12 protein-coding genes are annotated in these 14,446 nt (G+C 66.6%); 4 read left to right on the top strand and 8 right to left on the bottom strand.

The window, feature by feature from the left end; translation table 11 throughout:
- Window positions 1-132 precede the first annotated feature (132 nt).
- Together CYD53_RS19915 and CYD53_RS19920 are read right to left on the bottom strand one after the other, a co-directional pair.
- Window positions 133-663, bottom strand: a complete 531-nt coding sequence (locus CYD53_RS19915; protein ID WP_103719831.1) for a chromate transporter — start codon at window positions 661-663, stop codon at window positions 133-135.
- A complete protein-coding gene (locus CYD53_RS19920) occupies window positions 660-1,247 on the bottom strand; it encodes a chromate transporter (protein ID WP_103719950.1) in 588 nt (195 codons plus the stop codon). The genes CYD53_RS19915 and CYD53_RS19920 overlap by 4 nt, the downstream gene beginning before the upstream one ends.
- A 243-nt stretch (window positions 1,248-1,490) precedes the next feature.
- Here CYD53_RS19920 and CYD53_RS19925 point away from each other — a divergent pair, with 243 nt between their 5' ends.
- Window positions 1,491-2,423 (top strand): LysR family transcriptional regulator, encoded by a 933-nt coding sequence (locus CYD53_RS19925; RefSeq protein ID WP_103719832.1) that lies wholly within the window; start codon window positions 1,491-1,493, stop codon window positions 2,421-2,423.
- A gap of 179 nt (window positions 2,424-2,602) precedes the next feature.
- Here the strand turns inward: CYD53_RS19925 and CYD53_RS19930 are convergent, their stop codons facing one another.
- The 6 genes from CYD53_RS19930 to CYD53_RS19955 all read right to left on the bottom strand — a co-directional run bounded on the left by CYD53_RS19930 (window position 2,603) and on the right by CYD53_RS19955 (window position 9,423).
- A complete protein-coding gene (locus CYD53_RS19930) occupies window positions 2,603-3,331 on the bottom strand; it encodes a DUF1028 domain-containing protein (RefSeq protein ID WP_103719833.1) in 729 nt (242 codons plus the stop codon).
- A 13-nt stretch (window positions 3,332-3,344) separates the two neighbouring features.
- On the bottom strand, window positions 3,345-5,144 hold the full coding sequence (locus CYD53_RS19935; RefSeq protein ID WP_103719834.1) for a gamma-glutamyltransferase family protein: 1,800 nt from the start codon (window positions 5,142-5,144) through the stop codon (window positions 3,345-3,347).
- 317 nt (window positions 5,145-5,461) lie between these two features.
- The gene (locus CYD53_RS19940) at window positions 5,462-5,761 is read right to left on the bottom strand and encodes a GIY-YIG nuclease family protein (RefSeq protein WP_103719835.1); all 300 of its coding nucleotides are present in this window, start codon (window positions 5,759-5,761) and stop codon (window positions 5,462-5,464) included.
- Window positions 5,762-5,901: 140 nt separating this feature from the next.
- A complete protein-coding gene (locus CYD53_RS19945) occupies window positions 5,902-6,792 on the bottom strand; it encodes an ABC transporter permease (protein WP_103719836.1) in 891 nt (296 codons plus the stop codon).
- Window positions 6,792-7,736 carry an ABC transporter permease gene (locus tag CYD53_RS19950; protein ID WP_103719837.1) on the bottom strand — a complete coding sequence of 315 codons (945 nt, stop codon included), beginning with the start codon at window positions 7,734-7,736 and terminating at the stop codon, window positions 6,792-6,794. The genes CYD53_RS19945 and CYD53_RS19950 overlap by 1 nt, the downstream gene beginning before the upstream one ends.
- 181 nt (window positions 7,737-7,917) lie before the next feature.
- The gene (locus tag CYD53_RS19955) at window positions 7,918-9,423 is read right to left on the bottom strand and encodes an ABC transporter substrate-binding protein (RefSeq protein ID WP_103719838.1); all 1,506 of its coding nucleotides are present in this window, start codon (window positions 9,421-9,423) and stop codon (window positions 7,918-7,920) included.
- Between the two features lie 382 nt (window positions 9,424-9,805).
- On the opposite strand from CYD53_RS19955, the gene otnK reads away from it, so the two are divergent.
- From otnK to CYD53_RS19970, 3 genes are all read left to right on the top strand, one after another.
- On the top strand, window positions 9,806-11,071 hold the full coding sequence (otnK, locus tag CYD53_RS19960) for a 3-oxo-tetronate kinase (RefSeq protein ID WP_103719839.1): 1,266 nt from the start codon (window positions 9,806-9,808) through the stop codon (window positions 11,069-11,071).
- Window positions 11,072-11,168: 97 nt separating this feature from the next.
- Window positions 11,169-12,500 carry a malonyl-CoA decarboxylase gene (locus CYD53_RS19965; protein ID WP_103719840.1) on the top strand — a complete coding sequence of 444 codons (1,332 nt, stop codon included), beginning with the start codon at window positions 11,169-11,171 and terminating at the stop codon, window positions 12,498-12,500.
- 185 nt (window positions 12,501-12,685) lie between these two features.
- A complete protein-coding gene (locus CYD53_RS19970; protein ID WP_103719841.1) occupies window positions 12,686-14,233 on the top strand; it encodes a malonate--CoA ligase in 1,548 nt (515 codons plus the stop codon).
- The last annotated feature ends 213 nt before the right edge of the window (window positions 14,234-14,446 follow it).

Consider the following 14,446-nt stretch of genomic DNA (forward strand, 5'->3'; position numbering starts at 1 on the left):
CATGCGATGCCCGGCGCGGGGGGTGAAGACGCCGGCCGAGACCGCCGGCTCAATCGCGCCAGAGTGGCGGCTGCTTGTCAATCGTCCGGATGCCGCGCGTTCCAGGCCGCCGCATAGCCGGTGCTGGGCCGGTCAGATCTGTCCGATGCCGCTGAGCCCGACCAGGGCGCCGAAGCCGAGCAGCAGCAGCGGGTGCAGGCGCGTCGTCGATGCGGCAATGGCGCAGGCAGCAACGATCGCGGCCAGGATCCATTCATGGGCCGAAGCCTGGGTAATGACCGCTGCGCTTGCCGTGACGAGGCCGACGGTCATCGGAACCAGCCCCGCCTGTACGGTGCGGCGCCAGGGCCGGTCCTTGAAGCGCTCCCACAGCTGCATGGCGATGCCCGTCAGCAGGGATGAGGGGCCGAACTTCGCCAGCGTGGTGACGAGGACGCCGGGCCAACTCGCGACATGCCAGCCGACCAGCGGCACGATCATCATATTGGGCCCGGGCGCCGCCTGGGCGAGGGCGAACATCGCCCCGAATTGCTGCGCCGACATCCAGTGATGGATCTCGACAACCTGCCTCTGCATCTCCGGCAGGATGGTGTTGCCGCCGCCGAAGGCAAGCAGCGAAAGCTGCGTGAAGATCAGCGCCAGCGCGATCAGGACCGAGGTCATGGGGTGTTCTCCCCCTTGTCGAGCGTCCAGCTGGCGAGCACGCTGATCGGCGCCAGCACCAGCATCGTCGCAAGCAGCGGCAGGCGCAGGATCGCGATGGCGAGGAAGCAGAGCAGGGCGATCGCGATGGCGACGGGCTTGCGGCGCAAGGGCAGGGCGATCTTCACGGCCATGGCGACGAGCAGGCCCGCAGCGGCCGCCGCCAGCCCCGCGAAGAGATGGCGGATATGCGGATCGTCCTGGTAGTGGTCGTAGAGGATGCCGAGCCCGATCACGATTGCCGTGGGCGCCGCGATCAGGCCCAGCAGCGCTGCGAGCGCCCCTGCCGGGCCGCGAAATTTCAGGCCGATCGCCACCGACATGTTGTTGATGTTCCCGCCCGGCAGGAATTGGCAGAGGCCGAGCAGCTCGGTGAACTCCTTGCCGCTCATCCAGCGGCGCTGCTCGACGACCATGGTCCGGGCCAGCGGCAGAACCCCGCCGAAACCGATCAGGCCGAGGAGGAGAAAGCCGGTGAAGAGCTGGGCGACGGTCGGTTCCGTGCGGGAGATTTCGGGATCTGCGAGGCTGGCTGGCGTGCTCATCGTCGGTTCCAGGCCGTCCACGAGAGCCGGATGATTTCAGATGGGTTCACAAAGTGATCCCATCTGAAATCTGAATCCGTCTCTCAACTGAGAGTGAGAGCAGGATCAATGCGAAAAACCGGTTCCCACTTTTTCGCATCCTGCTCTTAGGCGGAACGGGACGGCCGGGGGCATCCATATGCTTTCGAGAACCGTGCGTCTAATATATGGAATAGGCTCGATCCATACTTTAAGAATATGATTATGATCGAACTGCGTCATTTCCGCTATTTCGTGGCGGTTGCCGAAGAGGGCCATGTCACCCGGGCCGCCGAGCGCCTGGGGATCCAGCAGCCGCCGCTTAGCCAGCAGATCCGCGTGCTGGAGCGGGAGGTCGGCGCGCAGCTGTTCCGCCGCCTGCCGCGCGGCGTCGAACTCACCGATGCCGGCCGCACGCTGCTGGAGAAGGTCAGGCTCGTCCTCGCCGATGTCGATCTGGCGCTCGATGCCGCGCGGCGCACGGCGCGGGGCGAGCAGGGTGGGCTCGTCATCGGCTTCACCAGCTCGGCTGCGTTTCATCCGTTGGTGGCGTCGGTGGTGCGCTTGCTGCGCCAGACCGTGCCGGGCGTCACCCTGGCGCTCCGCGAGGGCAATACCAGCGACCTGATCGGCGAGCTGCGCTCCGAGCGGCTCGATGCGGCCTTCGTCCGCTCGCCGGTCGAGCGACCGGTCGGGCTAGTGGTCGAGCCGCTGCTGGCCGAGGAGATGCTGGTCGCGCTGCCCGACCAGCACGCGATCGCGGAACGCCTGGCCAAGCGTTCGGGCCAAGGAATGCTGGAGGGGCGTATCGCTCTGGCCGAATTGGCGCAGGAGACCTTCATCCTCTATCGCCGCCCCTCGGGGCCGGGCCTCTATGACAGCATCATCGCCGCCTGCCGCGCCGCCGGGTTCAGTCCCCGGATCGGCCAGGAAGCCCCGCAAATGGTGTCGACGCTGAGCCTCGTCGCGGCTGGCCTGGGCGTCTCGATCATCCCTGCCTCGATGGCCCGCCTCGAGACGAACGGCATCGCCTATGCCCGCCTCGATGACCTGCCCCGGCTGACCGCGCCGCTGCATCTGGCCTATCGCGAGGAAAAGCCGTCCGGCGCGCTGGAACGCTTCATCGACTGCGTCAGGCGCAGCGGCGATGTGATCTAGGTTCAGTACCTTCCAAGCCGTCATTGCGAGCACAGCGAAGCAATCCAGGGGAACGTCGAGCTCTGCCGCCCCTGGATTGCTTCGTCGCTTCGCTCCTCGCAATGACGGTGCGGGTCAGGCTTAAATCAGGCCCTGGAGCCTTGCGCGAAAAACGTGATCAAGCGCCGGCAGAGCCCGCCTCACCCTTCCGGATGCCGCGCATTCCAGGCTGCCGCATAATCGGTGCAGAGTCGGTCGAGCTCGGCGCGGTCGGTGACGCCGGCCGGCCTTGCGCGCGAAGGCGAGGCCTGCTGGAAGGGCACATAGCGCTGATGCGCGATCCGCCAGAGCCGGCGCAACTCGGCGAGCGGACCGGCATGGTCGTCGACGCGGATGTCGAAGCTCGGCATCGGTTCGCCGGCCCAGATGCGGATGGCGCAGGATTGCCGCCCGCGCTTGTCGCCGCCGGCCTTCTCGCCGGCCTCGAGCGCGACCAGCAGGCGCTCGTCGAAATCGAGCGCCGACGCAGCGATATAGGCCTTCAGTGTCTCCTCGATCACTTGCGGCCCGGCCAGCATGTTGCCGGCGACGGAGATCTGCGGCCCATGCACCGCTCCGCACCAGTCGATGCAGGCCGAGCCGGTATGGGCGGCGATCTTGCCCTCGCGGTCGATCACATGGAGCTGGCGATGCGCGCGGCCCTCATCGGCGGCCGTGAGCGTCGCGATGATCTCGACGGCGGAGCGGCCTTCCTGCAGCAGCCTGAGGCCGTCGACGCCATAGAGCGGGTTGACGAAGGCCTGGGTCGCGATTGCCCCGATGCGCCCGCCGCCATAGGGCACGCGCGAGCCGACGGCGAAGGCGCAGGTCGAGACGGCGACGCCATAGGCGCCGGTGGCGGCGTCGCGGGCGACGATGGACCATGTCATGCGTGCAACCCCTTCAGCGTCCGGCAGCGTAGGCTTGCATCAGACGCGGGGTGGCCGCTGCGCGCAAGAGGCCGTTGCGGCTCTTCTCGGCGGCGGTCAGGCGCCCGACCGTCCAGGCCGGGGCGCGCTCCAAGGCGTGGCCGCGCCGGACGAGATCGGCAAGCGCCGCCTCGCCGATGCTCTCCTCGACCATCAGATGTCCCGGCCGCGCCTCGCGCGGATAGAAGGAGGAGGGGAAGTGCTGGGTGTGGAACAGCGGCAGGTCGATCGCCTCCTGCAGGTTGAGGCCGTGATGCACCCGGCGCAGGAACATGCCGAGCTGCCATTGCTCCTGCTGGTCGCCGCCCGGTGTGCCGAAGACGAGGCGCGGCTCGCCATTCTCGAAGGCGAGCGTCGGCGTCAGCGTCGTGCGCGGGCGCTTGAACGGGGCGAGCGAGGCCGGCAGCCCGGCCTCGAGCCAGAACGCCTGCGCCCGCGAATTCAGCGGGAAGCCGAGCGAAGGGATCACCGGCGAGGATTGCAGCCAGCCGCCCGAAGGCGTCGCTGCGATCATGTTGCCCCATTTGTCGATGACGTCGATATGGACGGTGTCGCCGCGCCGCCCGGCCGCGACCATCGAGGCCATGGTCGGCTCGCCGACGCTGGCGCTGCCCCCGCCGGATTGGCCGGCGATGCGGACGCCGGCCAGCATGCGCCCGACCTGCTCCTCATATCCGGGCACCGTGCCGGGCCGCAATTCATGCGAGGCCTGCTCGCCGATCAGCCTGCGCCGGCCGCTCGCATAATCCTCGGAGAGCAGCGTCGCGAGCGGCACCTTCACAAAATCCGGGTCGCCGTAATAAGCCTCGCGGTCGGCGAAGCCGAGCTTCATCGCCTCCGTGACATGGTGGACGAATTCCGGGCTCGCCGGCCCCATCCCGGCGATGTCGATGCCCTCCAGGATCTTCAGCGTCTGCAGGAAGACCGGGCCCTGGCCCCAGGGGCCGATCTTGAAGACCTCCCAGCCATGATAGGTCGCGCTCGCCGGCGTCTCGTAGCTCGGCTGCCAGCGCGCCATGTCGTCGGCGGTGAGCAGGCCCTTATGGCGCCGGCCAGACGAATCCATCGCCTCCGTCGTGCGGCAGAACGTGTCCATCGCCTCGGCGACGAAGCCCTTGTACCAGGCGTCGAAGGCTGCCTGGATCTGCTCCTGCCGGTCGGAGCCGGCGGCTTCCGCCTCGCTCAGGAGGCGCTTGTAGGTGTCGGCGGCGGCCTGGTTGCGGAAGAGCTCCTTGGCCTTGGGCACATTGCCGCCGGGCAGATAGACTGCGCCCGATGTCGGCCATTCCCCGGTGAAGAGCTCGGTCAGTTCCGCGATCGAAGCCGAGACGCGCGGCAGCATCGGGTGGCCGTTCTCGAAATAGCCGATCGCGGGTTCGAGCACCTCGCGCAGTGTCAGGCGGCCATGGTCGCGCAACAGCGTCATCCAGCCGCCGAAGGCGCCGGGCACCACGGTGGCGAGCAGGCCGGACCCCGGGATGAGGTCGAGCCCAAGCGCCTTGAAGGCCTCGATCGTCGCGGCCTCGGGAGCCGGCCCCTGTGCGCAGAGAACCTCGACCTTCTTCTTTTCAGCCGAATAGAACACCGCCGGCATGTCGCCTGCGGGGCCGACGAGGTGTGGCTCCACCACCTGCAGCACGAAGGCGGCGGCCGCGCAGGCGTCGAAGGCGTTGCCGCCCTTTTCCAGCATCGCCATGCCCGAGGCGGTGGCAAGCCAGTGCGTCGAGGTGACGACACCGAAGGTGCCGAGAATTTCGGGGCGGGTGGTGAACATGGGGGTATCCACTATGTCGGTTATGAGGATGGTCGGGTAACTTGGGATATCAATCTCTCAGCCCACATCCTGAGGAGCCGCGGCACGCGGCGTGTCGAAGGATGTTCCAGCAGGTGTGGATAGCGCCCACGCTGCTGAAGGCCTGAGGGCCGGTTTGGAACCCCCGCGAGCCCTCATCCTGAGGAGCCATTCCCCTGGGAATGGCGTCTCGAAGGATGCTCCAGGAGGCTCTGGAACCATCTGGAGCATCCTTCGAGACGCCGCGTGCCGCGGCTCCTCAGGATGAGGGCTGGAGGTTCCAAACATGCTCTGAGCGGTCATGTCTTGCGCCTGGCAAGCTCGGGCAGGTTCTCCCACTGGCCGTCGATCATGGCTTGTTTCTTTCTGCGAGACCAACCCTTGACACGGCGTTCCATCGCGATCGCGTCGGTGATGCTGGGAAAGTGTTCGGCAAGAGCGAGGGTGACCGGACGGCGCTTGAATGTGTAGCTCTCCGGGAACATGCCCGCATTGTTCTGGCCGATGCGGGTTTCAACATCCATGCGAGTCGTGCCCGTGTAAAAGCTGCCGTCGCTGCATTTCGCGATGTAGAGCCAACATCCGTCGTGCTGTCGCATTGGCTCACGCGGGTTCGACCACTCGGCGGTCCTGCGATGATACCGCTGACCGAGCCTTCTGGAGCATCCTTCGAGACGCCGCTGCGCGGCTCCTCAGGATGAGGGCTGAGGGGGAGGATGGGTGAGTTGGTTGAGCCATATCACCCCTCCTTCGGATCGAGCGCGTCGCGCAGGCCGTCGCCGAGCAGGTTGAAGCCGAGTACGGCCAGGAAGATGGCGATGCCGGGCGCGACCGACATCCAGGGCGCCTGCTCCATGAAGTTCTTGGCGACGTTCAGCATCTGGCCCCAGGAGGGCGAGGGCGGCTGCTGGCCGAGGCCGAGGAAGGAGAGCGAAGCTTCCAGGATGATCGCCTGCGCCATGAACAATGTCGACTGCACCACGATGGGCGACATCGTGTTGGGCAGCACATGCACGAACATGATGCGCAGGTCGCGCGCGCCCACGGCCCGCGCTCCCTCGACGAAATCCTCCGCCTTCACGCTCATCACCTGTCCGCGCACCAGCCGGATGAAGATAGGCACGGCCGAGAGGCCGATCGCGATCATCGCATTGGTCAGCGAGGGGCCCAGGATCGCGGCAAAGGCGATCGCAAGGATCAGGAAGGGGCAGGCGAGCATCGCTTCGGTCACGCGCGAGATCGCGATGTCGATCCAGCCGCCATACCAGCCCGAGAGCAGGCCGAAGGGGATGCCGACCGCCAGCGCGATCAGGACGGAGACGATGCCGGCAAGCAGCGAGGTCTGCGCTCCGTAGAACAGGCGCGAGACCTGGTCGCGGCCGAGCTCGTCCGTGCCGAACCAGTGGAGCTCGGAGGGCGGCTTGCGGATGGCGAGGAAGTTCGACTTCAGCGGGTCGGCGAGCGGCAGCAGCGGGGCGAGCACAGCCATCAGCACGAAGACGAGCACGATCGTACCGCCGATCAGCGCCGAGCGGTTGCGCAGGAGCTTGGCGAGCGCGCTGCGGCGCGGGCGCGGAGCAGGCTCGACGGCGCCTGTGGGCGAAGACGTTTCGAGAATCACATCCGCCATCAGCCGCTCCTCAGGCGCGGGTTGACGAGGACATAGAGCACATCGGCCAGGAGGTTCATCAGGATGAAGCCGATCGCGGTGCAGAGCACGACGCCCTGGACCACGCCATAGTCGCGGTTGAACACGGCGTCGATGATCAGCTTGCCGAAGCCTGGAATGGTGAAGACCTGTTCCGTCAAAACCGCACCGGCGAGCAACTCGCCGAAGAGCAGCGTCGAGAGCGTGATGATCGGCACCAGCGCATTGCGCAGTGCATGCCGGTTCACCACCGTGTCCTCGTCGAGCCCCTTGGCGCGGGCGGTGCGGACATAGTCGGAGCGCAGCACCTCCAGCATCGCCGAGCGGGTATGGCGCATGATGAAGGCGGCAAGCCCGCCGCCGAGCACGAAGGCCGGCATGATCAGGCGCTCGATCGAGGCTTTCGGATCGACGAAGATCGATTCGAAGCCCGAGGCCGGTAGCCATTTCAATTCGACCGAGACCACCAGGATCAACATGATTCCGAGCCAGAAATGCGGGATCGACAGGCCAAACAGCGCGACCGCGCTCGCCGTATAGTCAGCCAGCGTGTCCTTGCGCCGCGCCGCGATGATGCCCGCCGGCAGGCCGATGCCGACCGCGACGATCATCGAGGCGACGGCGAGCTGCACGGTGACGCCGAGCTTTTGCCAGATCAGCCCGAGCACCGGCTCGCCAGTGCGCAGCGAGCGGCCTAAATCGCCCTGCACGACTTGGCCGAGCCAGGCGAAGAACTGCACCACGACGGGATCGTCGAGCCGGTAGAGATGGCGCAGGCGCGCGATCACCTCCGGGTCGCGCTCCTCGCCGGCGATGACGAGGAACGGATCGCCCGGCAGCGCCCGCTGCAGCGCGAACACGAAGAGCGAGACCAGGAACAGCGTCGGCAGCGCGATCAGGACCCGGCGGCCGATCAGCGCGAGCATGACGACCCCAAAGATGCAGTGTCGCCCTGGCCGAAGCCCTCGGGTCCGGCCTTTGGCCGGCCCAAGGACAGGTTCCGCGGGGCGCCGGGATCCATCGGAGGGCGCAGAGCCTCACGGATCCCGGGACGACCTTCGCTCGCCCAGGATGACGGCGAGGTCACACATGGCGACTTCACCCCACTCACTGCCGCTTCAGCCCCGACAACCGGATCATCCCGTCGGGGTTGATCACGAAGCCCTGGAGGTTCGCGCGCATCGCGAAGAAGACCGTCTGGTTGTAGAGATAGATGATCGGCAATTCGTCCTGGAGGATCTTCTGGGCGGCGTCGTAGCGCTTCTTGCGCTCGGCGACGTCGTAGACGGTGCGGGCCTCGTCGAGCAGCCGGTCGACCTCGGCGTTGGAATACTTCCCGTCGTTCTGGTTGCCCTTCGTGGTCACGAACTGGTGGATGTTGCCGTCGGGGTCGATGCGGCCCGACCAGCCGATGCGGCTCATCTGGAACTTGCCCTGCTGCTGGTCGCGCAACTGGCTGGCGAATTCGGTCGAGCGGATCTGCACGTCGATGCCGGCCTCCTGCGCCATCGCCTGGATGACCTGGCCGAGCTGGGCGTCGACCGGATTGTTTGTGACGAAGAGCTCGACCGAGACCTTCGACAACCCGGCCTCCTTGAGCAGCGCCTTGGCCTTGGCGACGTCGCGGGCCGGCACCGGGAATTCGGCGCTGAGATAGGGGTTGCCGGGGTTGAAGGGCTGGACCATCGGCTCATAGAGCCCCTCGAACACGACCTGGCTCAGCACCTTGCGGTCGATCGAGAGCGAGAGCGCCTGGCGCACGCGCTTGTCCTTGCCCATCGGCTGGTTGGCGGCCTCGCCGTTATTGGTGTTGATGGTGATGCCCTGGTAGCCGAGATTGGCGGTGCTTGCGACCTTCAGCGCCTTGTCGGCTTGCGCCGATTTCACATCGGTCGGCGCGAGCCGCTCCAGAATGTCGAGTTCGCCGGCGCGCAGATTCGCCAGCCGCACCGTGGTGTCGGGGATCGAGCGATAGATGATGCGGTCGAAGTGATAATTCGCCGCCTCCCAATGCTCCTTGAACTTCTCCAGCACGATGCGGTCGTTCTGGACGCGCTCTACGAATTTATAGGGGCCTGAGCAGACCGGCTTGGCGGCGACGTCGCCGCTCAGGCTCTTGGGCGCCAGCATCATGCCGGCGCGGTCTGTAAGCTGGGCCAGCAGCGTCGCATCAGGGCGCTTCAGCTTCAGCACGATGGTCGAGGCGTCAGGCGTCTCGATGCTGTCGACCGAGGCGAGCTCGGATTTGCGCAGTGAGTCGGGCAGGGTCCGGGCGCGTTCGAGATTGGCCTTGGCTGCCTCCGCGTTGAAGACGTCGCCGTCATGGAATTTCGCGTCGGTCCGGAGCTTCATCGTCAGCGTCAGCCCGTCCGCCGAGAAGCTCCATTCGGTCGCGAGCCTCGGCACCAGCTTCAGCTCGGGCGTGATGTCGAGCAGCTTGTCGCAGAGCCCCTTGAAGACGATGCGTCCGACGAAGGTGCGCGCCTTGTGCGGGTCGAGCATGTCGGGGTCTTCCTGCAGTCCGACGCGCAGGGTCGAGGGCGTCTGGGCCGCGACGGGGAGCGCCGCCAGCGCCAGCAGGCCGGCCGAGGCCAGGGTGGTCAGGAGCTTCATGCGGTGGTCCCCTCTCTATCTCTCGTTCGGTCGATGTCTTGGTCGGTCTCATGGCGTCTCGCTCCCGTTTCGTCGCGAGCCGGGTTCTGATGACCCGTTGCATCGCGTCTGTGGTGAACGGTAGCGCGCGCCTGATTTCGTTCCACTCGGTACTAGGCTGGCGCAATTTCGTCGCGGCGTCGATGGCTATCCTGTCGCCCGCGCCGCAACCGCGCATGCTTTTGCCGCGCGCCCTTGCATGCAAGTTGATGGCCAAGGAACCTGCCATGTCGAGAACATGCCATGCGCCCGCATCTGTCGTCCGAGCCGCGATCTCTGGTAACAACACGGCAAGGATGGCGCGAAGCGCACCATGTTGTGATCAGGGAATGGAACGAAGCCGATGCTTTTGGGTGTGATCGCCGACGACATGACGGGCGCGACCGATGTCGCGCTGATGCTGAACCGCGCCGGCATGCGCACCGTCCAGGTCATCGGCGCGCCGAGCGCGGGCGCATCGCTTCCTGATGCCGATGCGGTCGTCGTGGCGCTGAAATCGCGCACCAACCCGGTCGCTGAAGCGGTGTCGGACTCGCTTGCCGCCTGCGAGGCTCTGCTGGCCGCCGGCGCGAGGCAGATCCTGTTCAAATACTGCTCGACCTTCGATTCGACGGCTGAGGGCAATATCGGCCCGGTCGCGGATGCGCTGATGCGGCGGCTCGGTGCGGAGATGGCGATCATCTGCCCGGCCTTTCCCGCCAATGGCCGCTCGATCTACCAAGGCTATCTCTTCGTCGGAGCGGTGCCGCTGCATGAAAGCTCGATGAAAGACCATCCGCTGACGCCGATGCGCGATTCGAACCTGATGCGGTTGATGGGGACGCAGACCAAGGCGCCTGTCGGCCATGTCGGCTATGCCACGGTGCTGGCCGGCGCCGAGGCGGTGAAGGCGCGTTTCGCCGCGCTGGCGGGGGAGGGCGCACGCTATGTCGTCACCGATGCGCTGACCAATGACGACCTGATGGTGCTGGGCGAGGCCGTTGCCGGTCATGTCCTGCTGACCGGCGGCTCCGGCATCGCGATGGGCCTGCCGCGGAACTTCCGCGAGGCCGGGCTGCTGCGGCAGCGCGCTGCGCCGGTGAGCCTGAGCGCGCCGAAGGGCCGCGCCGGCATCATCTCCGGCAGCTGCTCGACGGCGACGCGCGGACAGATCAAGGCGGCGATTGCGGCGGGCTTCCCCGCCTTGAAGGTCGACCCGCTGACGCTGACCGCCGGCACCCAGACGGCAGCGATGCTTGCCGCCTGGGCGCTGGCGCAGCCGCAGGACAAGCCCTTCCTGCTCTATTCAAGCGATGATCCGACGGAGGTCGCGGCGATCCAGGACAAGCTCGGCCGCGACAAGGCGGGCGAGACGGTGGAGCACGCTTTCGCCGAGACTGCGCGACTCCTCGCCGACGGTGGCGTCTCCAAGTTGCTCGTCGCCGGCGGCGAGACCTCCGGAGCCGTCGTCCAGGGGCTCGGCATCAGGACGCTGGAGATCGGTCCCGAGATCGATCCGGGCGTGCCCTGGACGCGCGTCGTCGCCGGCCCCGATCTGGTGATCGCGCTGAAATCCGGCAATTTCGGCACGCCCGACTTCTTCCTCAAGGCCTGGGCCTTGCTGGATTGAGGGTTTCGTTCCGATTTCGCAGCGGCCGCTGTCCTGGCGCGCGGTTCCCGCGTCACGAAACTCGTATAGGATACCAGGCGTTCAACTGGAGGTCCGCATGGACATGGCGTTTCTCGGAGACCTTCTGACCAGCGTGGCGGATCGCGGCCGGGCGCTGATCGGCTTCGAGCGCTTTGCCGGGCGCAACCGCCCGATCGACCGGCTCTGCGAGGATCTGCTGTCGGGGCGGGGCGAAGCCTCGGGCATGGCGCTGGCGCAGGCGGTCCTGAACGCCTGGGAAGGGCTCGACCGGGATGGCCGGCGGGCCTTCTTCAGCATGCTCCAGGAGCGCTTCGGACCGGATCGGGAGCGATTGGGCAAGGCGATCGAGGCCTATCGCAAGGAGCCCAGCACGGCTGCGATCGCCGCCTTGCATTTCGCCTCCGAACCGCGCCGGCAGGAATTGTTGCGCCGGCTCAACCTCGCGCCCGACGGCACGCATGTGCTGGTGCGGATGCGCGAGGCGCTGTTCGAGGCGATGGAGGCCGAACCTGAGCTCAAGGCCGTCGATAGCGATTTCCGCCATCTCTTCGGCTCCTGGTTCAACCGCGGCTTCCTGGTCCTGCGCCGGATCGACTGGCGCTCCCCCGCCAATGTCCTGGAAAAGATCATCCGCTACGAGGCGGTGCACGAGATCCAGGGCTGGGACGATCTGCGCCGCAGGCTGGAGCCGGCCGACCGGCGCTGCTTCGCCTTCTTCCACCCGCAGCTCGTCGACGAACCCCTGATCTTCGTCGAGGTCGCCCTGACCAGCGCGATTCCCCACAGCATCGGCGAGCTCCTGAGCGGCGAGCGCGAGGTGCTGTCCGCCCAGGCGGCGACGACGGCCGTGTTCTATTCGATCTCGAACTGCCAGGAGGGCCTGCGCGGCATCTCCTTCGGCAATTTCCTGATCAAGCAGGTGGCCGAGGACCTGAAGCGCGAATTGCCGGGGCTCGACACCTTCGTCACGCTCTCGCCGGTGCCGGGTTTCGCGCGCTGGCTCGACGGCATCATCGCCGATCCCGGCGATTTCCACCTGAGCAATGAGGAGCGCTCGGAGCTTGCGCGCCCGGCCAGCGAGACGGGCCTGCTCGACGATCCGGCCAAGGCAAGGCGCGACAAGCTGCTCGGCCAGATGGCAGCGCAATATCTGCTGCGGGCCCGCACGGCCTCGGGACGCGTCATCGATCCCGTGGCGCGCTTCCATCTCGGCAATGGCGCCAGGCTGGAGCGCATCAATGTCGGCGGCAATCTCTCGGCGCGGGGCTTGCGCGAAGCCCATGGCGTGATGGTCAATTACCGCTATGACCTCGACGATATCGAGACCAATCACGAAGCCTTCGCCACCCGCAACACGGTCGTCGCCTCATCGGGCGTGCGCAAGCTGCTGCGGCCGGCTGCGAGTTGACCCAGGAAGCGCACGAAGCCAATTGAATATCGAGCCCTCATCCTGAGGAGCCGCGTAAGCGGCGTCTCGAAGGATGCTCCAGATGGTTCGGGAGCCTCCTGGAGCATCCTTCGAGACGCGCCTGCGGCGCTCCTCAGGATGAGGGCTCAGGAACTGCATGGAAACGTCTGAAAGGACCCGAAATCATGGGCAACCACCTGTTCGACCTCGTCAGGTCGCGTATCCCCGCGCCGGCTGCGCCTTTCGCGACGCTCGATGACGGCCGCAGCTACAGCTATGCCGACATGGTCGCAGCCTCCGCCCGCTTCGCCAATGCGCTGGTCGCACTCGGCGTGAAGCCCGGCGACCGCGTCGCGGTGCAGGTCGAGAAAAGCATCGAGGCCTTGATGCTCTATCTCGGCACGGTGCGCGCGGGCGCGATCTTCCTGCCGCTGAACACCGCCTATACCCCCGCCGAGATCGAGTATTTCCTCGGCGATGCCGAGCCTGCGGTCTTCGTCTGCGATCCCGCCAGGGCCGGGGCGCTGAAGCCTTATGCCGACAAGGCCGGTGCGAAGCTGGAGACGCTCGGCGTCTGGCGTTCGCCTGACGTTTCAGCTGGCACGCTCTCCGACAAGGCCCTGGCTGCGGCGACCGATTTCGCCGATGTCGCGCGCGGGCCCGACGATCTTGCTGCCATCCTCTACACCTCGGGCACGACCGGGCGCTCCAAGGGCGCCATGCTGAGCCATGACAATCTGGCCTCGAACGCGCTGGCGCTGGTCGATTACTGGCGCTTCACCAAGGACGACGTGCTGCTGCACGCACTGCCGATCTTCCACACGCATGGGCTCTTCGTCGCGACCAATGTCGTGCTGTTCTCGGGCAGCGCGATGATCCTGCTGCCGAAATTCGATCCGGACCAGGTCTTCAAATACCTGCCCCAGGCGAGCTGCATGATGGGCGTGCCGACCTTCTATGTCCGGCTGCTGCAGGATGCGCGCCTGACCAAGGCGGCGACGCAGCATATGCGCCTCTTCGTCTCCGGCTCGGCCCCCTTGCTTGCCGAGACCCATCGCGAATGGCGCGAGCGCACCGGCCACGCCATCCTCGAGCGCTACGGCATGACCGAGACCAATATGAACACCTCCAACCCCTATGAGGGTGAGCGGGTGGCGGGCACGGTCGGCTTCCCGCTGCCGGGCGTCACCGCCCGCGTCACCGACCCCGAGACGGCCAAGGTGCTGGGCGCCGACGAGATCGGCATGATCGAGGTCAAGGGCCCCAACGTCTTCAAGGGCTATTGGCGCAACCCGGAGAAGACGGCGGCCGAGTTCCGCGCCGACGGCTTCTTCATCACCGGCGACCTCGGCAAGATCGACCGCGCCGGCTATGTCCACATCGTCGGGCGCGGCAAGGACCTGATCATCACCGGCGGCTATAATGTCTATCCCAAGGAGGTCGAGACCGAGATCGACGAGATGCCGGGCGTGGTCGAAAGCGCCGTCATCGGCTGCCCGCATCCCGATTTCGGCGAGGGTGTCACCGCCGTCGTGGTGGCGAAGCCCGGCGCGACGATCACCGCCGCCTCGATCGCCAAGACGCTGGAGCAGCGCCTGGCCAAGTTCAAATTGCCCAAGCAGGTCTTCATCGTCGACGAATTGCCGCGCAACACCATGGGCAAGGTCCAGAAGAACCTGCTGCGCGAGACCTATAAGGACATCTACGCCAGGCAGATGAAGGCGGGGGCGTAGCCCCTGCTTGTTCGCCCGGTTCGCGCGGTATCGGGAACGCTCGGAACCACGCCGTCATCCTGGACAGGCCGCGCAGCGGCGCAGCTCCGGGATCCATCGGAGGGCTTCGGAGCTCTACGATGGATCCCGGGACTTCGCTTGGTTTATCCTTGGGCCGATCGAAGATCGGACCCGAGGGCGAAGCCCAGGATGACGCGGTGTCTTCGAGGATAG

It is taken from the genome of Allobosea psychrotolerans, from assembly GCF_002917105.1.
GTDB classification, from domain to species: domain Bacteria; phylum Pseudomonadota; class Alphaproteobacteria; order Rhizobiales; family Beijerinckiaceae; genus Allobosea; species Allobosea psychrotolerans.

What these genes read in the sequence shown, in the direction of transcription:
- CYD53_RS19915 (WP_103719831.1), bottom strand. Translation starts at nt 663, where the DNA reads ATGACCTCGGTCCTGATCGCGCTGGCGCTGATCTTCACGCAGCTTTCG.
- CYD53_RS19920 (WP_103719950.1), bottom strand. Translation starts at nt 1,247, where the DNA reads ATGAGCACGCCAGCCAGCCTCGCAGATCCCGAAATCTCCCGCACGGAA.
- CYD53_RS19925 (WP_103719832.1), top strand. Translation starts at nt 1,491, where the DNA reads ATGATCGAACTGCGTCATTTCCGCTATTTCGTGGCGGTTGCCGAAGAG.
- CYD53_RS19930 (WP_103719833.1), bottom strand. Translation starts at nt 3,331, where the DNA reads ATGACATGGTCCATCGTCGCCCGCGACGCCGCCACCGGCGCCTATGGC.
- CYD53_RS19935 (WP_103719834.1), bottom strand. Translation starts at nt 5,144, where the DNA reads ATGTTCACCACCCGCCCCGAAATTCTCGGCACCTTCGGTGTCGTCACC.
- CYD53_RS19940 (WP_103719835.1), bottom strand. Translation starts at nt 5,761, where the DNA reads ATGCGACAGCACGACGGATGTTGGCTCTACATCGCGAAATGCAGCGAC.
- CYD53_RS19945 (WP_103719836.1), bottom strand. Translation starts at nt 6,792, where the DNA reads ATGGCGGATGTGATTCTCGAAACGTCTTCGCCCACAGGCGCCGTCGAG.
- CYD53_RS19950 (WP_103719837.1), bottom strand. Translation starts at nt 7,736, where the DNA reads ATGCTCGCGCTGATCGGCCGCCGGGTCCTGATCGCGCTGCCGACGCTG.
- CYD53_RS19955 (WP_103719838.1), bottom strand. Translation starts at nt 9,423, where the DNA reads ATGAAGCTCCTGACCACCCTGGCCTCGGCCGGCCTGCTGGCGCTGGCG.
- otnK (WP_103719839.1), top strand. Translation starts at nt 9,806, where the DNA reads ATGCTTTTGGGTGTGATCGCCGACGACATGACGGGCGCGACCGATGTC.
- CYD53_RS19965 (WP_103719840.1), top strand. Translation starts at nt 11,169, where the DNA reads ATGGACATGGCGTTTCTCGGAGACCTTCTGACCAGCGTGGCGGATCGC.
- CYD53_RS19970 (WP_103719841.1), top strand. Translation starts at nt 12,686, where the DNA reads ATGGGCAACCACCTGTTCGACCTCGTCAGGTCGCGTATCCCCGCGCCG.